21 protein-coding genes and 1 tRNA gene are annotated in these 22,979 nt (G+C 75.5%); 7 read left to right on the plus strand and 15 right to left on the minus strand.

Annotated elements, in window-relative coordinates; genetic code table 11:
• Positions 1-2: 2 nt before the first annotated feature.
• The 4 genes from SH587_RS16060 to SH587_RS16075 all read right to left on the minus strand — a co-directional run bounded on the left by SH587_RS16060 (position 3) and on the right by SH587_RS16075 (position 3,875).
• Complete coding sequence (locus tag SH587_RS16060; RefSeq protein ID WP_320671648.1) at positions 3-782, minus strand: hypothetical protein; 780 nt, start codon at positions 780-782, stop codon at positions 3-5.
• Between the two features lie 66 nt (positions 783-848).
• Positions 849-1,883 carry a hypothetical protein gene (locus SH587_RS16065; protein WP_320671649.1) on the minus strand — a complete coding sequence of 345 codons (1,035 nt, stop codon included), beginning with the start codon at positions 1,881-1,883 and terminating at the stop codon, positions 849-851.
• A 69-nt stretch (positions 1,884-1,952) separates the two neighbouring features.
• Positions 1,953-2,942, minus strand: a complete 990-nt coding sequence (locus SH587_RS16070) for a sphingomyelin phosphodiesterase (protein WP_320671650.1) — start codon at positions 2,940-2,942, stop codon at positions 1,953-1,955.
• Between the two features lie 45 nt (positions 2,943-2,987).
• Positions 2,988-3,875 (minus strand): peptidase inhibitor family I36 protein, encoded by an 888-nt coding sequence (locus SH587_RS16075; RefSeq protein WP_320671651.1) that lies wholly within the window; start codon positions 3,873-3,875, stop codon positions 2,988-2,990.
• 228 nt (positions 3,876-4,103) lie between these two features.
• Here SH587_RS16075 and SH587_RS16080 point away from each other — a divergent pair, with 228 nt between their 5' ends.
• A complete protein-coding gene (locus tag SH587_RS16080; protein WP_320671652.1) occupies positions 4,104-5,054 on the plus strand; it encodes a DUF808 domain-containing protein in 951 nt (316 codons plus the stop codon).
• A gap of 46 nt (positions 5,055-5,100) precedes the next feature.
• Here SH587_RS16080 and SH587_RS16085 read toward each other — a convergent pair whose 3' ends face one another.
• Together SH587_RS16085 and SH587_RS16090 are read right to left on the minus strand one after the other, a co-directional pair.
• Positions 5,101-5,550 (minus strand): VOC family protein, encoded by a 450-nt coding sequence (locus SH587_RS16085; protein WP_320671653.1) that lies wholly within the window; start codon positions 5,548-5,550, stop codon positions 5,101-5,103.
• Positions 5,551-5,600: 50 nt separating this feature from the next.
• Positions 5,601-5,673, minus strand: a tRNA-Ile gene (locus SH587_RS16090).
• A gap of 132 nt (positions 5,674-5,805) precedes the next feature.
• Between SH587_RS16090 and SH587_RS16095 the strand changes: the two genes are divergently transcribed.
• From SH587_RS16095 to pdxT, 3 genes are all read left to right on the plus strand, one after another.
• Positions 5,806-6,681 carry a MurR/RpiR family transcriptional regulator gene (locus SH587_RS16095; RefSeq protein ID WP_320671654.1) on the plus strand — a complete coding sequence of 292 codons (876 nt, stop codon included), beginning with the start codon at positions 5,806-5,808 and terminating at the stop codon, positions 6,679-6,681.
• A 91-nt stretch (positions 6,682-6,772) separates the two neighbouring features.
• Positions 6,773-7,657 (plus strand): pyridoxal 5'-phosphate synthase lyase subunit PdxS, encoded by an 885-nt coding sequence (pdxS, locus tag SH587_RS16100; protein WP_320671655.1) that lies wholly within the window; start codon positions 6,773-6,775, stop codon positions 7,655-7,657.
• A gap of 2 nt (positions 7,658-7,659) precedes the next feature.
• On the plus strand, positions 7,660-8,247 hold the full coding sequence (pdxT, locus tag SH587_RS16105) for a pyridoxal 5'-phosphate synthase glutaminase subunit PdxT (protein WP_375341777.1): 588 nt from the start codon (positions 7,660-7,662) through the stop codon (positions 8,245-8,247).
• A gap of 42 nt (positions 8,248-8,289) precedes the next feature.
• Here the strand turns inward: pdxT and SH587_RS16110 are convergent, their stop codons facing one another.
• From SH587_RS16110 to SH587_RS16130, 5 genes are all read right to left on the minus strand, one after another.
• Positions 8,290-10,896: a zf-HC2 domain-containing protein gene (locus SH587_RS16110; protein ID WP_320671657.1), complete on the minus strand. Its 2,607-nt coding sequence runs from the start codon at positions 10,894-10,896 to the stop codon at positions 8,290-8,292.
• Positions 10,897-11,020: 124 nt separating this feature from the next.
• Positions 11,021-12,001 carry a hypothetical protein gene (locus tag SH587_RS16115; protein WP_320671658.1) on the minus strand — a complete coding sequence of 327 codons (981 nt, stop codon included), beginning with the start codon at positions 11,999-12,001 and terminating at the stop codon, positions 11,021-11,023.
• Entirely contained in the window at positions 11,998-13,449 is a 1,452-nt protein-coding gene (locus tag SH587_RS16120; RefSeq protein WP_320671659.1) for an exopolysaccharide biosynthesis polyprenyl glycosylphosphotransferase, read from the minus strand. The genes SH587_RS16115 and SH587_RS16120 overlap by 4 nt, the downstream gene beginning before the upstream one ends.
• 28 nt (positions 13,450-13,477) lie before the next feature.
• Positions 13,478-14,053 (minus strand): hypothetical protein, encoded by a 576-nt coding sequence (locus SH587_RS16125; protein ID WP_320671660.1) that lies wholly within the window; start codon positions 14,051-14,053, stop codon positions 13,478-13,480.
• Positions 14,050-14,469, minus strand: a complete 420-nt coding sequence (locus tag SH587_RS16130; RefSeq protein WP_320671661.1) for a hypothetical protein — start codon at positions 14,467-14,469, stop codon at positions 14,050-14,052. Before SH587_RS16130 ends, SH587_RS16125 begins: the two co-directional genes overlap by 4 nt.
• Before the next feature lie 99 nt (positions 14,470-14,568).
• Between SH587_RS16130 and SH587_RS16135 the strand changes: the two genes are divergently transcribed.
• Complete coding sequence (locus SH587_RS16135; protein WP_320671662.1) at positions 14,569-16,191, plus strand: O-antigen ligase family protein; 1,623 nt, start codon at positions 14,569-14,571, stop codon at positions 16,189-16,191.
• A gap of 3 nt (positions 16,192-16,194) precedes the next feature.
• Here SH587_RS16135 and SH587_RS16140 read toward each other — a convergent pair whose 3' ends face one another.
• Genes SH587_RS16140 through SH587_RS16150 form a run of 3 tightly spaced genes read right to left on the minus strand, consistent with a single transcriptional unit; the run spans position 16,195 to position 20,062 of the window.
• On the minus strand, positions 16,195-17,124 hold the full coding sequence (locus tag SH587_RS16140) for a glycosyltransferase family 2 protein (RefSeq protein WP_320671663.1): 930 nt from the start codon (positions 17,122-17,124) through the stop codon (positions 16,195-16,197).
• Entirely contained in the window at positions 17,121-18,500 is a 1,380-nt protein-coding gene (locus SH587_RS16145; protein ID WP_320671664.1) for a phosphomannomutase/phosphoglucomutase, read from the minus strand. Before SH587_RS16145 ends, SH587_RS16140 begins: the two co-directional genes overlap by 4 nt.
• 38 nt (positions 18,501-18,538) lie before the next feature.
• On the minus strand, positions 18,539-20,062 hold the full coding sequence (locus tag SH587_RS16150) for an oligosaccharide flippase family protein (RefSeq protein ID WP_320671665.1): 1,524 nt from the start codon (positions 20,060-20,062) through the stop codon (positions 18,539-18,541).
• 138 nt (positions 20,063-20,200) lie between these two features.
• Here SH587_RS16150 and SH587_RS16155 point away from each other — a divergent pair, with 138 nt between their 5' ends.
• Entirely contained in the window at positions 20,201-20,887 is a 687-nt protein-coding gene (locus SH587_RS16155; RefSeq protein WP_320671666.1) for a methyltransferase domain-containing protein, read from the plus strand.
• Positions 20,888-20,952: 65 nt separating this feature from the next.
• A complete protein-coding gene (locus SH587_RS16160; protein ID WP_320671667.1) occupies positions 20,953-22,206 on the plus strand; it encodes an NADH:flavin oxidoreductase/NADH oxidase family protein in 1,254 nt (417 codons plus the stop codon).
• Positions 22,207-22,228: 22 nt separating this feature from the next.
• Here the strand turns inward: SH587_RS16160 and SH587_RS16165 are convergent, their stop codons facing one another.
• Positions 22,229-22,945 (minus strand): MBL fold metallo-hydrolase, encoded by a 717-nt coding sequence (locus tag SH587_RS16165; protein WP_320671668.1) that lies wholly within the window; start codon positions 22,943-22,945, stop codon positions 22,229-22,231.
• Positions 22,946-22,979: the final 34 nt, after the last annotated feature.

Consider the following 22,979-nt stretch of genomic DNA (forward strand, 5'->3'; position numbering starts at 1 on the left):
CCTCAGCGCTTCGCCACCGAGCGCGAGAAGCGGATCCGCCCGTCGGCCTCCTCGCGCTGGTCGCCGCCGGACTGGGCGTGGGTGAGGAGCACGCCGGTGCCGCCGCCGTCGAGGCCGCCGGTCGCCGCCAGGGTGGGGGCGAACTGGACGTTCCAGTGGCCGAGCGGGGCGTCGATCGGGGTCCGGAGGCAGTTCTGCATCGCGATCGACTCCCAGTCCTCGAAGTAGCCGGTGGTGACGAGGCCCATCTCGTCGATCGACGGCCAGGCGACCTCGACGGCCCAGCCGCCGGCCAGCTTGCGCTCGACGCCGCCGACGGTGCGGCGGTTGGTGGCGTAGACGTAGATCGGCGCCCGCTCGTGGAAGGTGGCGGTCGAGGTCCGCTCCTCGCGGTCGCAGCCGGCGTGCCACGAGCGGTCGTCGGTGCCGTAGGTGGCCTGGTAGGTGATCGCCACGTCGGCCTTGCCCTTCGCGCTGCGGCCGGTCGTGTCGGGGAAGGTCGCCGTCCCGTCCTTCACGGTGACCGTCAGCTTCTCGCTCTCGACGCCGCCGCGCAGTTCGCCCGAGCGCGAGATCGTCCACGACCCGGAGACGGTCGCCGTGGTCTTCGCCGGCTTCGAGCGGCCCTTGCGGGGGCGCTTCTTGCGCTTCTTCTTGGCGATCGCGGGCGCGACCTGGGGTGCGGCGGACGTGGGCGCGGCGCCTGCCTCGACCGGGACGACGGCGACCGCCGCCGTCAGGCCGAGGACGAGCAGCGGACGCCGCCGCGACGAGAGGAGCATCGCCCGAACCTAGGGCGCGCCAGGGCCGCTCCGCATCGGTGATCCCACGGGACCCGCGCGCTGCCCTCAGGGCGCGTCGGGCCCGTGCACGAAGGTGGCGTCGAGCAGGAAGCCCTGGACCGCCGGGTTGGGCTGGAAGTTCGCGGACGGGTTCGGATAGAGCGGCAGCGCGAGCAGGCGCTTCTCGACCCGGCCGTCGCCGTGGGTCAGGGTCAGCGTCCCGCGCTCGCCGATCGCGTAGCGGCCGGAGCGGGCGGGCGGCAGGCCGTCGAGCGTGCCGCCCTCGCTGTCCGGGTAGCCGAAGCGGCCGGACGCGTCGAGCTTGATCACCTGGCTGCCGGTCCAGCAGCTGCAGAGCGCCTCGCCGTAGGCGGTGCCGACCAGGTCGAGCCGCGCGCCGGCGGCCGGGATCGCGGCCTCCAGGTAGGTGACCCCGTCGCGCTCGAAGCGGTGGCCGCCGTCGAGCAGCGCGGTCGCCTGGCCGTCGACCCGCAGCGACCCGCCGTCGACCGCGTAGGGCACGCAGCCCGGACCGGCGGCGGTGCAGGCCGGGACGCCGCCGTCGGGCGAGCCCTCGAAGGCGAACGAGCCCGAGGTGAAGAAGATCCCCGGGTTGGTCGTCGTCGTCCCGGTCGGGATCACGCGGTAGAAGTAGCGGCCCTGGAACGGGTTGCTCGCCGACGTCCCCCGCAGCCGGACGCCGAAGCTGCCCTTGGCGCCGCGGACCCGGCGGCCGCTGGCGGTCAGCCGCACCCGCACCGGTCCCGCGACCGCCCGCGTCAGCCGCACCGAGACCTTCACCGTCCGCGACCGGCGGCCCTTCAGCGCCGTCCGCAGCCGCGTGCGCGCGGGCGTGACCTTGGCCCCTGATCCCGGGGAGACCCGCAGCGTCAGCGAGCGGATCGCCGAGCGCGAGCGGTTGCGGACCGTGATCTTCGCGGTCAGCGAGGCACCGACCGACGGCACGGTCACGTCCTTGGCGGAGACGGTCAGCGGGCTCGAGGCGGCGGAGGCGGGCGCGGCGGCGGCGAGCAGGCCGGCGGCGGTCGCGAGCGCGACGGTCGAACGGCGGGGGAACGGGCGGCAAGTCGGGGGGCGCATGCGCGCCAGACGCTACCGGGTGCGCCAGCGAACACGCGGCGGTTTCCGGTGGCCGGCGCGGCCGCCCGCTCACGGCACCGTCACCGTGGCCCGGACCGGGTAGTGGTCCGAGGCCACGGCGCCGGCGGCGAAGCCGACCAGCGTCACCGGCGAGAGGCTGGCGCTGCCGCCGGTCCGGACGCCGACGTAGTCGAGCGTGTCGCGGTAGCTCGCGTAGCCCTGGGCTGCGACCAGCGGGTTGGTGACGCCGTCGTAGCTGTAGCCGTAGGCGGACGGGTCGCCGACGGTGAAGCCGGACCGGACCTGGGCCTGCTGGATCTCGTTGCGGCCGGCGCCGTCGAGCCGGGTCGCGCCCGCGTAGTACTCGACGTTGAGGTCGCCGGCGAGGACGACCGGATCGCCGCCGGTGCGGGCGCCGACGAGGGTGGCGATCTCGCCCAGCTGGTTCATCCGCACGCGGTGGGCCTCGGGGCGGGCGCTGGCCGTGGTGTCGGCCTGGAGGTGGGTGCCGGCGATCCACAGCGGTCCGTCGCCGGTGTCGATCCGGACCAGCGCCACGCCCTTGTTGGCGTAGTAGTCGGCCGTCCACCGCTGCGAGGCGTTGAAGACGTGCTGGTAGCTGGCGGTGATCGGGCGCTTGCTCAGGATCGTGACCCCGCCGTTGACCACCACCGGGCTGTTCGAGCAGTTGCCGGAGACCGCGGTCCAGCCGGCGCTGGCGCTGCAGCTCTGGCCCAGCAGCGGCGTCTGGTGCGGGTACTCGGTCCGGAGGCTGGTGCGCATCGTCTCGGCCTGGGCGCTGAAGGCCTCTTCGAGCACCACCACGTCGGCGTTCTCGCGCCGGATCAGGGCCGCCGCATGGTCCGCCCGTTGCTGCTTGCCGGCGGTGTTCGTGTCCGCGACCCAGGGCAGCTGGTAGAGGTTGAACGTCAGCACGCTGACGTCGCTGCTCGCGCTCGCACGGGTCGCGAAGGGCGAACCGGCGAACGCGAGCAGCAGCAGGACGAGGGCGCCTGCGAGCCGGACGCGGTTCTCAAACGCTCGTGTGTTCTGGATCACGGCGTGACGCTACCACCGCCGTCGACCCGTGTGTGTCTGGCGTGCTCAGCGCACGTTGTAGCCCCGCGCCTCCCAGAACGAGGTCGGGTTCGGGTTGTCGAGCGTCGGGTCGTTGACGCTCTTGGCCGCCAGCGTCCGGCGGCCGAGGCGCATCTCGACGTGGGTGTGGGCACCGCCGCTGGAGGAGACGCCGCGCCAGGCCTCGGTCGCGATCTGCTGGTCGCGGCTGACGCGGTCGCCGACCGTGACGCTGGCCAGCGGCGCCGAGTGCAGGTAGATGACCGTCTTGTCGTAGGTGGCGTTGTAGACGGCGATCGTCGAGAGCCCGCCGCTGCCGTTGGCGCCGCGGACGACGTTGATCACCTCGCCGGCGACCAGCGCCCGGACCGGCGAGCCGATGCTGCGGGCGATGTCGATCCCCTCGTGGCGGCCGGGGGTGTTGACGTAGCCGTCGAAGCCGCAGGTGATCCGGCCACCGGTCAGGTCGTAGAGCCCGAACGAGAGGTTCTCGTTGCCGGTGCTGCTGGTGCCGAACTTGTGCGACGCGTTCTCGTTCTTGAGCGTCGCGTTCAGGTTCGCCTTGACGCCGGCGGCGAAGCCCTGGCTGGCCCCGCCGTAGCCGCTGTTGTAGTAGACGGTGACCGCGCCGGAGGTCCGGTTCCAGACCGAGGCGGCGTTGTTCTTCACGCAGACGCCCTGGCCCGCGCCGGGGCCCTTGAAGTCGTAGCAGTCGGGCTGGCTGGCGCCGTAGTCGGAGATCGACCCGGCGAAATCGGACACCGAACCGGCCTGGTCGCTGTTGTAGTACAGGCAGAACTCGCCCGACTCGCAGACGCCGTCGCGGGCGGCGGCGCTGGCCGACGGCGCGGCGACGACGGTCGCGCACAGGACCGCGCCGGCGACGCCGGCCAGCGCGAGCTTCCTCTGGAACATCACGGACTCCCTGGTGGGTGGATGCGGCGACACACGCGTGCGCCGGGCGCAGCATCACACCCCCGTGGGCAGCCGACCGTGTACGACGTGTTACCGCGACGGGCCGGGTGCCGACGGGCGCCGACGCGCCACCCGCGCCGTCGAATACGGTCCGCCGATGACCGCAGGATCATCCCCCCGGCGGGCGGCCGCTCCGCCCCGCCCGTCGGCGCCCCAGCAGGTGTCCCGATGAGCGCCGGGCTCGCCGCGCTGCTCGACGACGTCTCCGTGCTCGCGCGGGCCGCCGCCGCCTCGATCGACGACGTCGCGGCGGGGGCCGGCCGGGCGAGCGTGAAGGCCGCCGGCGTGATCGTCGACGACGCCGCCGTCACGCCCCGCTACGTACAGGGCTTCACGCCCGAGCGCGAGCTGCCGATGATCAAGCGGATCGCGGTCGGCTCGGTCCGCAACAAGATCCTCTTCATCCTGCCCGTCGTCCTGCTGCTGAGCGAGTTCGTCGACTGGCTGCTGACGCCGATCCTGATGGTCGGCGGCACCTACCTCTGCTTCGAGGGGGCGGAGAAGCTGTGGGAGGCGATCGGCCCGCACCGCCACGCCGCCCGCGACGAGACCGGCGCCCGCGACCCGGCCGACGAGGAGCTGCTGGTCAAGGGGGCGATCCGGACCGACTTCATCCTCTCGGCCGAGATCATGGTGATCTCGCTCAACGAGGTCACCGACGAGCCGTTCCTGGCCCGGGCGATCATCCTCGTCGCGGTCGCCTTCGCGATCACCGCGGTGGTCTACGGGGCGGTCGCGCTGATCGTGAAGATGGACGACGTCGGCCTGCGCCTGGCCCAGGTCGGGGAGGGTCCGGTGGCGGGGCTCGGTCGCGGCCTGGTCCGCGGGATGCCGGTCGTGCTCTCGGTCCTCTCGACGGTCGGGATCGCGGCGATGCTGTGGGTCGGCGGCCACATCCTGCTGGTCGGCCTGAAGGACCTGGGCGCCTCCTGGCTCTACGACCAGGTCCATCACCTGGAGGAGGACGTCCACCACGCGCTCGGCGCGCTCGGGGGCGTCGGCGGCTGGCTGACGAACACCGCGGCCTCGGCGGTGCTCGGGGTGCTCGTGGGGGCGGTCGTGGTGGCGATCGTCCTGCGGCTGCACCACCACGGGGACGGGGCCGCGGAGGCGCACTGAGGGGCGCGGGGCCGGCCGGGGCGTGCCCGGCCGGCCCCGCCGCGGCTCAGGCCGACGTCGCGACGGCGTCCGGGCCGGCCGCGGCCGCGGCCGGATCCATCCACATGATCTGCCAGCCGTGGCCGTCGAGGTCGTAGAAGCTGCGGGAGTACATGAAGCCGAGGTCCTCGGCCTCGTCGACCTCGGTGCCGCCGGCCGCGAGCGCCGCCGCGCCGATCTCGTCGACCTGCTCGCGGGAGTCGACGCTGAAGCAGTAGAGGGCCAGCGTGTGGGTGGTCGGGTCGGCGATCGGCAGCTTCGCGAACTCGGCGAACTTCTCGCGGCCGAGCAGCATCACGAAGGCCTGCTCGCCGATCAGCATGCAGGCCGACTGCTCATCGGCGAACGCCGGGTTGAAGGCGAACCCGAGGCGGGCGAAGAATGCCTTGCTGCGCTCGACGTCGGCGACGGGGAGGCTGACGAAGAGCATCCGGCCGGGGTGCGTGGGAGTGGTCATGGGCCGTAGGACCGCCGCCGGCGGCGGAACTCATCGGTCGTCGATCGCAATAGGCCGGCCAGGACTCGAACCTGGATCGGACGGATTATGAGTCCGCTGCTCTGACCATTGAGCTACCGGCCCGTCGACGGTCGCAGCCGCCGCGGGCACCAGCCTGGCAGAGCGACCGGCGGCGCGGTCCGTGGCAGGTCGACCGGACGGATCGCGAGCCGGCGAGAAGGAACGGCGGCGGTGAGGAAGAACACCTCACCGCCCATGAAGCGCACGGCCTCCACTTCCCCGACCGCACTCGCGCCGATCGTCGATCATCAGACGCTCACCGAGTACATCCAGTCGCGTTTCGACGAGTTCTCGCGGTCCCAGAAGGACGTCGCGCAGTACATCGTCGACCACCTCGACGAGGTCGCCTTCCAGACCGCCGAGGAGCTGGCGCGGCGGGCGAACACGTCGAGCTCGACGGTGGTCCGCTTCAGCCAGGCGCTCGGCTTCCACGGCTTCCCCGACCTGCAGGACGCGGCCCGCGACGAGTACCGCCGGCGGGTCGAGTCGCGCGGGGGCGGCGGGGGCGAGAGCGAGCCGCTCTTCGGCCTCGACCAGAGCCCCGGCGAGGCGTCGATCGCCGCCGACCACCTGGCCGTCGAGGAGACCGCCCGCCGCGTCTCGCGCAGCGTGCTGGAGCAGGCCGTCGCCGACATCGGCAAGGCCGACCGGGTGATCATCGTCGCCGCCGACCAGGTGGCCTACTTCGGCACCTACTTCCGGCACCTGCTGATGCTGCTCGGGGTCCAGACCGACATCGTCGCCAGCCACGCGCAGGAAGCCCGCGCGCGCCTGGCCCGCCTGGACGAGAACGCGGTCCTGGTCGGGATCACCGCCGGCCGCGCCCACCCGCTCGTCGTGCGCGCGCTGCAGCTGGCCCGCCACCGCCGGGCGAAGACGATCGCGATCACCGACGCGACGCTCTCCGAGGCCGCGAAGCTGGCCCACCACTCGCTCTTCTACTCGTCGAACAGCCCGTCGTTCGTGCGCTCGCACGTCGCGCTGCTGTCGCTGCTCCAGGCGCTGGCCCAGGGCGTCTACGCCAACGACGGCGCCCGCGCGGACCGGATCCGCGCCTACCGCCTGAAGTAGCGGCGCCCGCGGGGCCCGGTCCACCGATCGGCGAATGGACCGCCGGGCGGCCGTTCCGGCCGGTCCACGTCGCTCTACACTCGGTGGCCGAATGCGCGACGAATCGACCATCCGTGTCAAGACCGGCCTCGCGGAGATGCTCCGTGGCGGCGTGATCATGGACGTCGTCGACGCCGAGCAGGCCCGGATCGCGGAGCAGGCCGGCGCGGCGGCCGTCATGGCCCTCGAGCGGGTCCCCTCCGACATCCGCCGCGACGGCGGGGTCGCCCGCATGAGCGACCCGGAGATGATCAAGGGGATCCAGGAGGCCGTCTCCATCCCCGTGATGGCGAAGGCCCGCATCGGCCACTTCGTCGAGGCCCAGATCCTCCAGGCGCTCGAGGTCGACTACGTCGACGAGTCCGAGGTCCTGACCCCGGCCGACGAGGCCAACCACATCGACAAGTGGGCGTTCGACGTCCCCTTCGTCTGCGGCGCCACCAACCTCGGCGAGGCGCTGCGGCGGATCGCCGAGGGCGCCTGCATGATCCGCTCGAAGGGCGAGGCCGGCACCGGCGACGTCGTCGAGGCGGTCCGCCACATCCGCTCGATCCGGGGCGAGATCAAGCGCCTCGGGACGCTCGACGGCGCTGAGCTGGGCACCGCGGCGAAGAACCTCCAGGCCCCGCTCGAGCTGGTCCGCTGGGTCGCTCGCGAGGGCAAGCTGCCGGTGCCGCTGTTCTCCGCCGGCGGGATCGCGACCCCGGCCGACGCCGCGCTGATGATGCAGCTGGGCGCCGAGTCGGTCTTCGTCGGCTCCGGCATCTTCAAGTCCGAGGATCCGGCCCGCCGGGCCGAGGCCGTCGTCGCCGCGACGACCCACTTCCAGGACGCGGCCCGGCTGGTCGAGGTCTCGACCGGTCTCGGCCAGGCGATGCAGAGCCTCGAGGCGCGCAAGCTCGCCGACGACGAGCTGCTCGCCGGCCGCGGCTGGTGAGCGTGGGACGGGCGCCGCTGATCGGCATCCTCGCCCTCCAGGGCGGGGTCGCCGAGCACGCCCAGCACCTGCGGGCGGCCGGCGCCGAGGTCCGGGAGGTCCGCACGCCGGCGGGCCTCGACGGGCTCGACGCGCTGGTGCTGCCGGGCGGCGAGAGCACGACGATGACGCTCGGGATCGCGCGCGAGGGACTGGCCGAGCCGCTGCGGGCGTTCGCCGCCTCCGGCCGGCCGCTGCTGGCGACCTGCGCGGGCCTGATCCTGCTCGACCGCGAGCACCTCGGCCTGCTGCCGATCCGCTGCGAGCGGAACGCCTTCGGGCGTCAGATCCGCAGCTTCGAGAGCGACCTGGAGGTGGCCGGCCTGGAGGGCGGACCGATCCGGGCGATCTTCATCCGGGCGCCGCGGGTGACCGAGCGCGGCGACGGCGTGACCGTCACCGCCGAGGTCGACGGCGCGGTGGTCGGCGTCCGTGCGGGCGCGATCGAGGGCTACGCCTTCCACCCCGAGCTGACCGACGACGGCCGGATCCACGAGCGGTTCGTGGCGGCGGTCGGCGCGGCGGCGGGGCCGACCGCGGCCGCGGCGTAGACGGCGCCGGTCGGGCGGCGGGCGGGAGCTCGGCGCGTCCGGCTAGGGCGCGAGCGACGGCAGCTGGGACGGGTCGTTCGGGACCGTCTGGCTGCTCGGCTGGGTCGGCGTCGCGGGCTCGTCGTCGCCGCTGAAGACCCCGGCGGCCGCGAGCGCGGCGACCAGCACGATCACCAGCAGCACGGCGGGGATGCCGAGCTGGCGGACCACCACCGCGACCACGCCGTGCTGGGCCGGCCGCTCGACCGCGGTCGGATCCTCCGCGACGGTGGCGGGCAGGACCGTCGTCGGCTGCTCGCGACGGCCGGCGCGACCGGCCGGGCCGGCGACGGCCGGGAACGAGGCGGGGCCGACCGGGTTGGCGGTCGGCGTGGCGGCGGCCTGCGGCGGGGCCGGGTCGGCGAGCTGCTGTGGCGGCGCGTGGTCGGCCGGGACGGCGGGCGGGGCGGCGGGGTCGGGCTGACCGGTAGGCGCGTGCGGCTGGGCCGGAGCGGCGTGCGGCGTCGCGGCGGGCTGCGCCGCCCGAGCGGCGGGTTCCGGCTGGCCGATGGCGGGAGGCGCCGCGTGCTCCGACGCCGCCGCGGGGTCGGCAGGGATCGTCGGACTCGGCGGACCATCGGGGTCGGCGGTGTGCGGCTGGGGCGCGGCCTGCTCCGGGGCAGGGGCCGGCGTTTCGTGCGTCGGGGCGGCGTGCTCGGCCGGGACCGCGTGGGCCTCGTGGCCCGTGGCCTCGGCGGCCGGCGGCGCCTGGTGGTCCGGCACCTGTCCGGCCGCTGCCGGGGCCACGTCGGCTGCGGGCGGCGCGGTGGGGCTGGGGTGCTCAGACGGAGCGGCGTCCGCGGGCGCGGCGACGTGGCCCGCGGCGGCGCTATGCGGCGCCGCCGCCGGGTGCTCCGGTTCGGGGGCGTGGCGGGCGTTCTGAGGCGCGCCGTGCGCCGGCGCGGCCGTCGGCGGGACGGCGTCGACCGGTGCCGTCGGCGCGGCGGCCATGGCCTCGGCCGGCTCGGCACCGACCTCCGGCGCGATCGGGCCGGCGGCGTCGTGCGCCGTCGGGCCGTTGGCGGCCGGCGCGGCGGGGGAGACCTCGACCGGCGACGCGGGGGCGGTCGGATCGACGCGGGCCTGACGGCTCTCGACCGGCGCGGCGGACGGGCGCGCGGCGGCGGCCTCGCTGGCGCGGGCCGCGGCCGGTCCGGCCGGGGACGGCTCGCCGGCGGCCGGACGGCCACCGACCGACGCCGGATCGGTCGCCCGGCTCGTCTCCCGCCGACCGGTCGGCCGGCGGCGCCGCAGGCCGCGGCGGCTGCGGCGCTCGGGGCGGGGGAGACCGGGCTGGGGAACGACGTAGCCCATCGCCTCGGGGCCGAGCGGGTCCGAGGGCGAGAGCACGACCTCGTTCCACTCGCCGGCGGGCGAGCCGTCGTCGTGGGTGGGCTCGTGCGGCTCGTCCCACGGGTCGTCGAGCGGGACCGGAGCGGCCTCGTCCTCCCACTCGTCGTCCTCGCCCCATTCGCCGTCCTCGTCGGTCGGCACGTCGGCGCTCGGCAGCGGCGCGTCGTGGACCAGCGGCGGGACGACCTCGGCGGCGGGCGCCGGACTCGGCGCGCTCGGCTCGGCCGGCGCCGCGGGCGGCTGCTCGACGGGGTCGGCGTGGACCTCGGGCCCAGCGGCCGGCGCCTGAACCTGCTCGACCGGCGCCACGGGCGGCTGCTCGTCGGCCTGGCCCCCGGCCGCCGGCCCGGGACTCGGCGCCTGAGCCGGCGGCTGCTCGACCGGCGCGGCCGGCGGCTGCTCCGAATGCTCGACGGGCTGGCCCGCGACCGCCGGCCCGGCGCCCGGCGCCTCGCCCGGCGGCTGCTGGCCCGGGCCCTGCGGCTGCTCGCCCGCCGCCTGCCCCAGCTGCTCGACCGGCTCGGCCACCGTCGCGGGCTCGGCCACCGCCGCGGCCTCGGCGCCCGCCGGAGCGGCCTCGACCGGCGGCTCGGCGCTCGCCACGTCGCCCGGGGGGGCCTCGACGACCGCCGCGCCCTCGCCCTCCGCGACGATCTCGCCAGCGGCCGGCCCCGGCGACCCCGCCGCGACCGGCTCCTCCTCGGCCGGCACCGCCGGCACCGGGGCCGGCGCCTGCGGATCCGGGATCTGGACCGCGGCCATCGTCGAGACGATCACGCTCGCCTCGGTCGCGTCGAGGGTCGCGCCCGCCTCGCTGCGGTAGCGCTCCTCGGCCCGCGCGAACGCGTCCTTCAGCGCCCGGCAGTCGGGGCAGCGGCGCAGGTGCCGCACCAGCCGCTGCTCGTCGGTGGTCGACAGGCGACCCTCGGTCCACGCCACCAGCAGCCGCGGCATCAGCTCGCAGGCGCTCGTCCGGCGGTCGGGACGCTCGCGCCCGGAGGGTCGGTAGGGGTTCTCCGCCAGCCGCGCCGCCGCCTCGCGGGTGGCGTGCAGCAGCGCCGCCTCGGGATCGAGCGCCTCGGCCCGATCGGCCGCGGCGACGGCGATGCGGAACGCGGCGAACGCCTCGCTCGCCGCCTGCAGGGCCAGATCCGGGCGCGCCACCTCGTCCGCGTACGCGAGCACTCGTCCCGCCCGCCGCTCCACGAGCAGCGCCAGGACCAGCGGCTCGGCGTCACGGATCCCCTGCGGCGTCACCGCTCCGTGCGTCGATGTCGACCTACCGCTCACCGATCTACGAAGGTTAGTGGCTCGTGTGGCGCCGGAGCGGCGACTGGACGCTCCGGGCGGTCGGGAACGGCGCGGGGGAGCGCGTGAGGGCTCAGCGCGGGGTGTCCTGCCGGATCGAGGGCGTGACCTGCGGCGGGGCGGACGACGTCGTCGACCGCGACGGCCGCGGGTTGCCCCCGCCGCGCGAGCCGTTGCCGCTCGAGCTGCCGTTGGAGCGCGACGGGGTCGGCGTCGGATTCGGGTTCGCCACCGGCGTCGAGGTGCTCGACGTCGTCGGCGTCGCGGTCGCCGTCGAGGCGCTCGCGTTCGCGTTCGCGGCCCGCTCGCGCGCGGCGGCCCGGCGGGCGGCCCGCCGGCGGGCCGCGGTGCGCTCGCGCGCCCGGCGGGCGGCGGCCCGGCGCTCCGCGCGACGCTCGGCCTGGCGCTCGGCGCGGCGGTCGGCGGCCGACGGCTCGTTCGGCGTCGCGCTGCCCTCGTCGACCGGCGTCGACTCGCCCCCCGGCGAGACGGCCTGGACGGCGGGCAGGGTCGCACCGCTCGGCGCGTCGTCGCCTCCGCTGGCCACGATCGCCCCGCCGATCGCGATCACCGCGACGCAGGCGCCGCCGACCACCAGCCGGGTCCGGCGGTGGTGCTGCGGGCCGATCGGGGCGGGCGGGGCCGGGATCGAGCCCGCGGGCGCGACCGGACGGCCGTCGTCGTCGACGGCCAGCGCGGCGGTCGGGGTCGTCTCCCAGCCGCCGACCTCGTCGGTCGGCAGGTCGCGACCGGGACCGACGCCCGCCGGCACCCACGGCACGCTCGCCGCCGCCGGGTCGGGCGCGGCAGCCACCGGCGCCGGCTCGGAGACGGTCCAGGCCGAGGTCGCCGGCTCCGCGGGCGCGACCGGCGCGGCCGGGGCCGCCGGCTCGACGGGCGCCGCCGGCGCGACAGCGACCGTCGGCTCGGCCGGCGTCCAGGCCGATGCGGGCCGGGCGGGCGCCGCCACGGTCGCGGTCGTCGCGGCCGCCTCCGGTGCCGCGGCCTCGCGCGGGGCGTCCGGATGCCAGGGAGAGGTCGGGCGCTCGCTCACAGCGATCGCAGCCCGAGGACCACGGGCAGGGTCCGGAGGATGATCTTGACGTCGGTCCAGGGCGACCACTCGAGCACGTACAGGTAGTCGATCTTGACCATCGCGTCGAACGGCACCTGGTGGCCCTGCAGCACCTGCCACGGGCCGGTCAGCCCGGGGGTGATGTCGAGCCGGCGGCGGTGCCAGCCGACGACGTGCCCGTCCTCCTCGGCGACCAGCGGCCGCGGGCCGACGATGCTCATGTCGCCGCGCAGGACGTTGAACAGCTGCGGCAGCTCGTCGAGCGAGGCCCGCCGCAGCAGCGCCCCGGCGCGGGTGATCCGCGGGTCGTCCGGGATCTTGAAGAGCCGGTGGTCGCTGTGGACGTTCAGGTGCCGCAGCTCGGCCCGGGCCTCGTGGGCGCCGTCGACCATCGTGCGGAACTTGAGCATCGTGAACGGCTCGCCGTTGCGGCCGATCCGCTGCTGGCGGAAGAGCACCGGCCCGCGCGAGTCGAGCCGCACGATCAGCGCGATCACCGCCATCAGCGGCAGCAGCGCGCAGACCATCGGGACCGCGATCAGCAGGTCGAAGGCCCGCTTCAGGACCAGCGTCGAGCGGGTGCGGGTGATCGGCGGCACGCCCATCACGCCGATCCCGTCCAGGTGCTCGACCAGCACCCGCGCGCCGGTCTCCTCGGCGACGCGGGGGACGACCGAGACCGAGACCGACGCGTGCCGCAGCTGCCGCAGCAGCTCCAGCGCCAGGTCGGCGTCGAAGGCGTCCGAGACGAGGATCACGCGCTCGACGTCGTGGGCCAGGCAACGGCTGGCGATCTCGCTGGCCAGGCCCGGGTGGTTGACGTGGCCGGTGGCCGGCACGACGTCGACCAGGGTGACGTGGCGCGGCCGGTAGGCGAACGAGCTGGTGAGGACCGACGAGAGCGCGTCGTCGCCGACGATCGCGACCCGCTCGGGCGGGGTCACGCGGTGGGCGAGCGCGCGCGCCGCCGAGCGCAGCGGCGGCAGCAGCAGCAGGGTCAGGACCCACAGCGCCAGCAGGTCCCAGCGGGTCAGCGAGTCGGTCGGCCGGATCGGCGCGACGACGAAGACGATCGCGGCGAGCGTCACGCTGACGGCGATCACCAGCCGCGGGACCTCGTCGAGCGTCGACGGGATCAGCCGCTGGACGTCCATGTCGTACAGCCGCAGGATCTTGGCGACGACCACCAGCACCGCCGAGCCGAGCAGGGCGATCGGGATCGCGAGCCCGCCGATCGCCTCGCCGCGGGCCAGCAGCAGCAGGCCGACGGCGCCGAGGAAGCTGGCGATGTCGGCGAAGCCCAGCAGCCGGCGACGGACGCTCTGGCGCTGGCCGCGGACGTAGCGAGCCGCGGTTGGCGCCTCGGCGGCCGCGGCCTCGGGCGCGCTCGTCGCCTCGCCGCTCAGTGAACGTGCGTCCAGCAGCATGCTGTGCGGTGCCCCCCCCGGCAGCGCGTCAGCTCGCCGCGTGCTGGCGGCGTTGCGCGACGGCGCGTACGGCGAGCCCGATCGCGAGCAGGATCAGCGCGATCAGGACGAGCGTCTCGAGGTTGAGACCGGTGAACGGCAGTCCGCCGCCCTTGTTGGACGGGCGCGAGAGCGAGTTCGGGACGGCGCCGCCCTCGGAGGGCTGCTCACCGCCGCTGGGCTCCTCGCCGGGGCCGCCGGTGGTCGTCGGACCGACGCCGCCGTCGTCCGTCGTGGTCGGCCCGGTCGTGTCGGTCGTGCCCGTGGTGGTGGGCCCGGTCGTGGTCGTCGGGGCCGTGGTCGTCGGCGTGGTGGTGTTGGTGCCGTACTGCGCCCCCGGGGCCGACTGGGCGTTCGCGGCCTGCACCGCGGCGATCGCGCCGGCGAGCAGCGCCAGCGTCACCGCGAGCACGAGCAGAACAGCCCGAGCACGCGCAGGTGGGGCGAGGAGACCAATGCGACCCGTCATTGCTCCGCGACTGTAGCGACCGGTTCGACGGATGTCACTCGTTTGCACGATTTTTGTCTCGAACGTCCGTCCGTTCGACTTGCGTCGAGCGATCATTTGCCCAAGCCCACCGTGTAGCGCGGATCGACCTGCTGCAGCCGCCGGAACGTCCGCCGCGCGGCCACCCGGTGACCGCGGCCGAGCTGGACCGTGAAGAGGCCCCGCAGCAGCATCTGATCCTCCGGCGTCCGCCGCTGCATCACCCGCAGGACGCGCTCGGCGTCGGCCAGCCGTCCGAGGTCGACGTCGGCCGCGACCTGCAGCTCGCGGGCGCGCTGGAGCGTCGCCGGGCCCTCGGCGGCGCGCGCCTCGCGCAGCGCCCGCCCGGGATCGTCGGCCAGTGCGCGCTGGCCGCGGTCGAGGTGCTGCTCGCGCCGGAGGGCGGGCAGCAGGGCGATCGCGAGCGCCAGCAGCCCGACCGCCACCACCAGGTGGACGGGGACCGCGAACGCGGGACGGGACGGCGTCGACACGGGGGCACGGTAGCGCGCCGAGGGGCGCCCGCGCCCCGGCCGGCGGCAGCCGCGGACGGCGTGCGCCCTTGCGCGCGCGACGCCTGCGAGGATGCCGCCGTGGCCAGCACGACCGTTCCGACGCGATCAGTGGTCCTGCCCGCCCTGCTCCGGCGGCGGGGGCGGATCGCCGACCTGCTCGGGGTCGCCGGCGGCGCCCTGATCGTGCTGCTCCAGGCTTTCGACGGCGGCGGCTACTTCCCGGTCCAGTACCTGGCCGCCGGCGTCGCCGCGCTGGTCGGCAGCGCGGTGCTGCTGGTCGTCCGCGGCGCCACCTGGCGGCCCGGGATCCACGGGCTGGTCGCGGCGGCCGGCCTGGTCGGGCTCGGGGCCTGGACCGGGATCTCGTCGCGCTGGTCGCCGCTGCCGGACGTGGCCGTGACCGAGATGCAGCGCCAGATCTCCTACGCGGCGATCCTCGGCTTCGGGCTGGTCGCCGTCGGTCCCGGCCGCCGCGCGCGGCTGCTGGTGCTGGCGATCGGCGGGGCGCTGGTGACGATCGCCCTGGCCGGGTTCGCCGGCCGGCTGCTGCCGGGCCTGGGGCTGACCAGCGCGCGCGAGGAGGCGTTCGGCGTCTACCGGCTCTCCTACCCGATCAACTACTGGAACGCCCAGGGCGCCGCGGCGGCGATGGCCGCCGCCTTCTGCCTCGGGCTGGCCGGCGACCGCCGCAGCGCGCCGTGGCTGCGGGGGCTGGCGGCCGGGTTGGTGCCGCTGCTGGCCGTGACCCTGCTGCTGACCGTCTCGCGCGGGGCGATCGTGGCCGCGGTGGTCGGGGCGGCGGTGGTCGTGGCGCTCGCCCGGCGGCCGCTCCAGACGCTGCTCGTCTCGGCGGTGGTGGCGGTGCCGACGGCGATCGCCGTCGCGATCGCGGCGACCACGCCGGCGGTGATCGACGACCCGTCGCTGACGCCCGGGCTCGACCAGGCCGGACCGCAGGTAGCGGTGGCGACCGTCGGCCTCGGCGCGCTGGCCGGGGTCGGGGCGGTGATCGCGCTCCAGCTGCTGCTGCGGCGCGAGAAGCGGCGGCGGCTGCGCGGCCCGCAGCTCGGCCGCACGCAGCGGATCGTGGCGCTGGCGACGGTCGTGCTGCTGGTGCTGGGGCTGGGCGGGACCGCGGTCGTCGCGGGCCGCGTCGACGGCGAGGCGGCCGGGCAGGTCAGCTCGTTCCGCCGCTTCCTCGACGAGCAGCGGCAGGAGTTCCTGGCCGCCGGTCCGGCCACCGGCACCGGCGCCGACCGCCTGAGCACGGCCAGCGGCACCCGCTCGGCCGGCTACCGGGTGGCGTGGCACGGCTTCACCGCCGACCCGCTGCTCGGCGACGGCGTCGGCGGCTTCCGCGTCCGCTGGCTGCGCGAGCGGACCACCGGCGAGCGGATCGTCAACGCCCACTCGCTGCCGCTGGAGACGCTGGGGGAGCTGGGCCTGCCCGGCTTCGCGCTGCTGCTGGCCTTCCTCGGCGCGGTCGCGGCGGGCGCGATCCGCGGACGGCTGCGACCGACCGTGCTCTCGCGCGCGCAGGCGGCCGGCGCGACCGGGGCGATCACGGCCTTCCTCACCTCCTGCCTGCTCGACTGGACCTGGCAGATGGGCGCCCTGACCGCGGCCGCGCTGCTGCTGGCGGCGACGCTGCTGCCCGAGGGCCGTCGCCACCGCCGCTCCCCGGGCGCGCCCGCGGCCTGAGGGTCAGCCGGCGCGCTCGGCCCGCAGCGCGTCGACCGCGGCGCCGGCGTTGGTCGCCAGCCAGGCGCGGTGGAAGCCGCGGCCGGGTGCGGCGCCGGTGCCGACCCGGGCCAGCGAGCCGGCGACGTTGAGCCCGGCGACCGCGGCGGCGGCGGCCGGACCCCGTCGGCGGGCCAGCCAGCGGTAGGTCGAGGCCATCGCGCGCCGCTGGCGGGCGTCGCCCCAGGCGGCGGCGGTCGCGGCGCTGACCTCGTGGCGGACGTGGGCCTCGGGCACGTAGCGGGTCGCCCAGCCGGCCTCGTGGGCGCGCCAGCAGACGTCGAGGTCCTCGGCGTACATCCACATCGACTCGTCGAAGCCGCCGATCGCCCGCCAGGCCGCCGCCCGCACCAGCAGCAACGCCCCGTGGGCCCACGGCACCCGCCGGCCGACGTCGGCGTCCCAGGCGCCCTCGAGCACGTGCTGGCGGCGCAGCCGCGGGCTGCGGTCGACCAGACCGGCGTTGAAGGCGGCGGTGAAGCGGACGCTGGGGAAGGGGTGGACCGAGTGCTGGGTGGCGCCGGTCGGCATCACCAGCCGCGGGGCCAGGATCCCCGCCCCGGGGTCGCGCTCGCCGGCCCGCAGCAGCGCCTCGAGGGCGCCGGGGGCGAAGGCGATGTCGGCGTTGGCCGGGGCGATCCAGGCGGCGTCGCTGCCCTGGGCGCCGCGGTTGACGGCCGGCCCGAAGCCGAGGTTGGCGCCGGGGTCGATCAGCGTCGCCCAGCCGTGGCGCTCGCGGACGATCTCGGCCGACCCGTCGCCGGGGGCGTTGTCGACCACGGCGACGGTCGCCTGTCCGCCGTCGACCTCGGGCCGCAGCGACGCCAGGCAGCGGTCGAGCAGCTGCGGCGTCCGGTACGAGACGACGACGACGTGGACGGGCGCGGCGGTCACGAGCGGATCAGGCCCAGCAGCTCGTCGCGCCGCTGCTCCATGTGCTCGACCGAGACGAGCGATTCGAGGCAGAGGCGCAGCAGCGGCTCGGTGTTCGACTGGCGGACGTTGAAGTGCCAGTCGTCGTAGTCGACCGAGACCCCGTCGACGTGGCTGATCGTGGCGTCGGCGTAGCGGCGCTCGATCTCGGCGATCTTGGCGTCGCCGTCGGCGACGGTCGAGTTGATCTCGCCGGAGATGAAGTACTTCGCGCGGTAGGCGCCGACCAGCTCGGAGAGCTTGACCCCGCGCTCCGACAGCAGCTCCAGGATCAGCAGCGCCGGGATCGTGCCCGAGTCGGCGTTCGAGAACGCCTCGAAGTAGTAGTGGCCGGAGACCTCGCCGCCGAAGATCGCGCCGGTCTCGCGCATCCGGGTCTTGAAGAAGGCGTGGCCGACGCGGTTGATCAGCGCCGTGCCGCCGGCCGCGGTGACGACGTCGGCGACCGCCCGCGAGGCGCGGCAGTCGTAGAGGATCGTCGCGCCGGGCTGGCGCTGGAGCAGCGCCTCGGCCAGCAGCGCGGTCAGGAAGTCGCCGTCGACGAACGCGCCCTGGTCGTCGATGAAGAAGCAGCGGTCGGCGTCGCCGTCCCAGGCGATCCCGAGGTCGGCGCCGGTCTCGCGGACCTTGTCGATGATGAACTGCCGGTTCTCGGGCAGCAGCGGGTTCGGCTCGTGGTCGGGGAAGTTCCCGTCCGGCGTCCAGTAGGCGGTCACCAGGTCCAGGCCCAGCTGCTCCAGGACCGGGCCGACCATCGGGCCGGCCATCCCGTTGCCGCCGTCGACGACGACCTTCAGCGGCGCGACCTTGGCCGGGTCGATGAAGGTCAGCGCCGCCGCCTGGAAGGCCGCGTAGACGTCCTCCTCGGTGACCGCGCCGGCCGTCGCCGCCGGCTCGCGGGCCAGGAACGCGTCGTCCTGGGCCAGCCGCCGGATGTCCTGGATCCCGCGGTCGCCGGAGAGCGCCAGCGCGCCGCGCTCGACCAGCTTGGCGCCGGTGTAGGCCTTCGGGTTGTGCGAGGCGGTGCACATCAGGCCGCCGTCGAGGTCGCGCGCCCCGACCGTCCAGTAGAGCATCTCGGTCCCGACCTGGCCGACGTCGAGCACCGACGCGCCCTCGCGGACGATCCCGTCGCGGTAGGCGCGGGCCAGCTGCGGGGCCGACAGCCGCATGTCGCGACCGAGCCCGACCCGGACCTGGTCGACGGGCTTCTCGGCCAGCTTCGCGATCACGTGCGCGAAGGCGCGGCCGATCCGATGGGCGACCTCGGCCGTGATCTGCTCGTCCGCGATGCCGCGGATGTCGTAGGCCTTGAAGATCTCCGAGGGGACGGACATGGGGCGGCATCCTATGCAGCGACGACCGCCGCCGGAGGTCAGCGGACGGCCCCGCGCAGGTACCCGGCGATCTCGCGCACGAGCGCCCGCTCGAAGACCAGGGTGCCGGCGGCCATCAGGATCCCGAAGGCGGCCAGCGAGGGGCCGAGCGGCACGTCCAGCTGCAGCATCGCCCAGCCGACGACCGACGCCGGCAGCACCGGCAGCAGCGAACGCAGCGCCAGCGCCGTCGGCGACCAGTGGCCGAAGCGACGGCGGACGTAGACGGTTCGCACGACCAGCTGGCCGAGCGCCTGGGCGACCGCGCTGATCGCCAGCCCCTCGAGCCCCCAGAGCAGCACCGCCGGGACCTGGAGGACGGCGAAGAAGACCAGCGCCATCACGCCGTTGACCGCCATCGGCCGGGCGTTGCCCTGGACCAGCTCGTACTGCCACCAGTTGGTGCCGAGGTGGGCGACGGCGACGGCGACCGCGAACCACTGGACGATCGGCACGGCGTCGTTCCAGCGCTCGCCGTAGAGCAGCGGCACCAGCTCGGGACCGAAGATCAGCAGCAGCGACGCGACCGGGATCGCCCACGCCAGGCCGACCCGGTTCGACTTGCCGAACGTCTCGTGGAGCACGTCGGGCTTGTCCTGGGCGGCGGCGATCGCGGGGTAGAGGACGGTCGAGACCGCCTGGTCGATCCGCTGGGCGAAGAAGGTCAGGTTCGAGGCCAGGGTGACCGCGCCGACGGCGACCAGGCCGATCTCCCAGCGGGCCAGGACCATCAGCCCGAGCGAGACGAGCGAGGCGGTGACCGCGCTCAGCCACAGCGGCACGGAGATCCCGCCGTAGCGCCGCAGCGCCTCGCGATCGAAGCGCGGCCGCAGCCGGTAGGGGCTGGTGGCGATCGCGATCAGCGCCGTCGCCCAGGCCCCGACCAGGATCCCGAGCACGATCGCCCAGGCGCCGAAGCCGGCGACGGCGAGCCCGATCGCGACGATCGTCCCGATCACCGGGTCGACCGACTGGATCAGCCGCAGCTTGCCGAAGGCCATCCGCCGGTTGAGCAGCCAGAGCGGGGCCTGCAGCGTCTGGGCCGGCCAGGCGAGGGCAGTCGCCATCCCCAGCAGCAGCAGCCGGTCGTCGCCGTACATCAGCGCCAGCAGCGGGGCGACGGCGATCGTCACCACCATCAGCAGCGCGTTGACGGTGACCTCGATCGCGAAGACCCGCTGGAAGGCCCGCTCCTGGTCGTCCTCGTTCTGGCCGACGAAGATCTCGTTGGCGCCGGTGGTGCGGAAGGCGGCCAGCAGCGCGCCGGCCACCAGCAGCGCGCCCCAGAGGCCGTACTCGGCCGGGCCGACGATCGCCGGCAGGACCATGTTGCGGCCGGTCTGGACCGCGCCCATGATCGCCATCCAGACGCCGCTGATCAGCACGCCGCGGGTGGCGTGCTCGCGCAGCGACCGGCGTCCGAGGTCGACGCCGCGGGCGGCCGCGGCCTCGGCGGCGGACCCCGGCGCGGGCGCCGGGGAGCCCGGCGGCGGGAGGGGCGATGGAGTGGGAGAGACGCTCACCGGCAGGCTGTGACCACGTTGGTCGCGGACGGACCCTCCGCGACGGCCGGGCCAGTCTACGGCCCTCGGGAAGCGTTGCCGAGAAGCGGACGCCGTCCGCAGTCGCGCGGGGTCATCGCTGGACGTACACTCCGCGCCGTGGCTCAGCCGATCACCCGCGAGTTCCTGGCCGACGTGCTGGCGCTCGTCACCGCCAAGGACCCCGTCGTCGAGTTCGGATCGATGCAGGTCGAAGCCGACCAGGACATCGATCTCCGGCGCTTCTTCCCCGACCGGCCGTTCATCGGCACCGACTTCCGGGACGGTCCCGGCGTCGACCGGGTCGAGGACCTGCGGGGGCTGACCTTCGCCGACGGCGAGATCGGCACCGCGGTCAGCCTCGACACGCTCGAGCACTGCGCCGACCCGGTCACCGCGGTCCGCGAGATGCACCGGGTGCTGCGGCCCGACGGCGGCCTCTGCCTGATCAGCTCGGTGATGCTGTTCGGCATCCACGGCTACCCGAACGACTACTTCCGGTTCACGCCCGAGGGCTTCCGCCAGCTGCTGGAGCCGTTCGACGACGTCTGGGTCTGCGGGATCGGCGAGCCGGGGATCCCGCGCGAGGTCTTCGGGGTCGGCATCCGCGGCGGCTCGCTCGACGCGCTCTCGCTCGACCGGATGCCGCAGCTCGCCGCCCACCAGAAGTGGTGGGACGACGCCGCCGGGATGGTCCGCCTGGGGCCGATGCGCTACCCGCCGCGGCAGCTGGCCAAGGAGCTGGCGCGGGAGTCGCGGCGGCTGGTCCGCGAGCGCCTCCGCGGTCGCTCCGCCGCCCGCGGCTGAGCGGCGCCGGGCGCCTGGTTACCGATCAGTAGCCAAGCGCCCTACCGGCGAGTAGGCTTCGCCGCATGTCCGAGACGACGACCGTGCCCGCCGGCCTCGAGCAGCCGCTGGAGCTGCCCCGCGGCGGGCGGCTGGCGAACCGCCTGGCCAAGGCGGCGATGAGCGAGCAGCTCGGCGACCGGGCCAACGGCCCGACCGACGACCTGGTGCGGCTCTACGACCGCTGGGGCCGGGACGGCGCCGGCCTGGTGATCACCGGCAACGTGATGGTCGACCGCCGCCACCTGGGCGAGCCGCGCAACGTCGTCGTCGAGGACGACCGCGACCTCGACGGCCTCCGCCGCTGGGCGACCGCCGGCCAGGCCCACGGCGCCCGCGTCTGGGTCCAGATCAACCACCCCGGCCGGCAGGCGATGTGGTTCGCCGGCGGCCACCGGCCGGTCGCGCCGAGCGCGGTCGCGCCGAAGATCCCCGGCTTCGTGACGCCGCGGGCGCTGACCGGCGACGAGATCGAGGAGATCGTGCGCCGCTTCGCCGCCACCGCGGCGATCGTCCAGCGGGCCGGCTTCGCGGGCGTCCAGCTGCACGGCGCCCACGGCTACCTGATCTCGCAGTTCCTCTCGCCGCTGGCCAACCAGCGCGACGACGCCTGGGGCGGCGACCCGCAGCGCCGCCGCCGGTTCGTGATCGAGGTGCTGCGCGCGACCCGGGCCGCGGTCGGCCCCGACTACCCGGTCGGGATCAAGCTCAACTCGGCCGACTTCCAGCGCGGCGGCTTCAGCGAGGAGGAGTCGGCCGACGTGCTCGCCGCGCTGGCCGACGAGGGGGTCGACCTGATCGAGATCAGCGGCGGCACCTACGAGGCGCCGGCGATGGTCGACGCCGTCGGCGAGGGCCCGCAGGTCCGCGCCAGCACCCGCGAGCGCGAGGCCTACTTCCTGGACTACGCCGAGCGGGTCCGCGAGCGGCTGCCCGGGGTCCCGCTGATGGTCACCGGCGGCTTCCGGACCGCCGCCGCGATGGGCCAGGCGATCCGCGACGGCAGCTGCGACCTGGTCGGCCTCGGCCGGCCGCTGGCGGTCGCGCCGGACGCCGCCGGCGAGCTGCTCGGCGGCGGCCGCGCGCGGGCCGACGCGGGCGAGAAGCGGCTCGGCGTGCGGTCGCTCGACGGCGCGATCGACCTCTACTGGCACACCCGCCAGCTGCACCGGATCGGCGCCGGCCGCGAGCCGCGCCCCGGCGAGCCGGCCTGGCGGACCGCGGCGGCGATGGTGGTCGACAACGGCTGGGGCGCGCTTCGCCGACGCCGCGGGGGCTGAGCCGGCGTCGCCCGGGCGACGCCTAGGCGCTGGCCGCGCGCCGCAGCGCGCCCACGACGTCCGGCCCGGTCAGCGGCCCGAGGTGGCCGGGGACGACGATCGCCGGCTCCAGGTCGGCGAGCTTGGCGATGCTGGCGCGGGCCTGCTCGGTGTCCTGGTTGTAGGGGTCGAGCGGGACCGCCGGCGGCTGCGGCTTGCCGTACATGCTGGTCATGTAGAAGCAGTCGCTGACCAGCGCCACCCGGTCGCGCTCGCGGAAGAGCCCGATCAGGCCCGGGGCGTGGCCGGGCAGGTCGATCACCCGGAAGCCGGCGATCTCGTCGCCCTCGGCGACCGTGCCGGCGATCGGGGTCGGCCCGCCCTCCCACGAGACCCGCATCAGGACCCGGTGCAGCAGCCGCACCGGCAGCGGCAGCTCGTTCATCCGCCAGTAGTCGCGGTGGCCACCGGCCTCGGCCGCGGCCACCTCCAGCCGGTGGCAGAAGACCGGCGCGGCGACGTGCGGGGCGGCGCCGCGGTGGTCGTTGTCGGCGTGGCCGAGGACGATCCGCTTGACGCCGCCGCGGGCCGCGGCGGCGTCGCTGATCGCCTGCGCCATCCCCTTCTCGCCGGCGTCGAAGACGGTCACGCCGCTGCCGTCCGGCTCGTCGATCAGGACCACGTTCATCGCGCCGCCGAAGCCGCCGCGCAGCAGCGAGACGCCGTCGGCGATCGGCTCGGGGGTGGGGGACTTCGACATCGGGCTGCTCCTCCGGACTGCGGACCGCGGCTGC

The sequence above is a fragment of the Patulibacter defluvii genome, from assembly GCF_034096925.1.
GTDB lineage: Bacteria > Actinomycetota > Thermoleophilia > Solirubrobacterales > Solirubrobacteraceae > Patulibacter > Patulibacter defluvii.

Bases quoted from the DNA above. Each gene is read 5' to 3' on its own strand.
- SH587_RS16060 (WP_320671648.1), bottom strand. From the start codon at position 782: ATGCTCCTCTCGTCGCGGCGGCGTCCGCTGCTCGTCCTCGGCCTGACG.
- SH587_RS16065 (WP_320671649.1), bottom strand. From the start codon at position 1,883: ATGCGCCCCCCGACTTGCCGCCCGTTCCCCCGCCGTTCGACCGTCGCG.
- SH587_RS16075 (WP_320671651.1), bottom strand. From the start codon at position 3,875: ATGTTCCAGAGGAAGCTCGCGCTGGCCGGCGTCGCCGGCGCGGTCCTG.
- SH587_RS16080 (WP_320671652.1), top strand. From the start codon at position 4,104: ATGAGCGCCGGGCTCGCCGCGCTGCTCGACGACGTCTCCGTGCTCGCG.
- SH587_RS16085 (WP_320671653.1), bottom strand. From the start codon at position 5,550: ATGACCACTCCCACGCACCCCGGCCGGATGCTCTTCGTCAGCCTCCCC.
- SH587_RS16095 (WP_320671654.1), top strand. From the start codon at position 5,806: ATGAAGCGCACGGCCTCCACTTCCCCGACCGCACTCGCGCCGATCGTC.
- pdxS (WP_320671655.1), top strand. From the start codon at position 6,773: ATGCGCGACGAATCGACCATCCGTGTCAAGACCGGCCTCGCGGAGATG.
- SH587_RS16120 (WP_320671659.1), bottom strand. From the start codon at position 13,449: ATGCTGCTGGACGCACGTTCACTGAGCGGCGAGGCGACGAGCGCGCCC.
- SH587_RS16125 (WP_320671660.1), bottom strand. From the start codon at position 14,053: ATGATCGCTCGACGCAAGTCGAACGGACGGACGTTCGAGACAAAAATC.
- SH587_RS16145 (WP_320671664.1), bottom strand. From the start codon at position 18,500: ATGTCCGTCCCCTCGGAGATCTTCAAGGCCTACGACATCCGCGGCATC.
- SH587_RS16160 (WP_320671667.1), top strand. From the start codon at position 20,953: ATGTCCGAGACGACGACCGTGCCCGCCGGCCTCGAGCAGCCGCTGGAG.
- SH587_RS16165 (WP_320671668.1), bottom strand. From the start codon at position 22,945: ATGTCGAAGTCCCCCACCCCCGAGCCGATCGCCGACGGCGTCTCGCTG.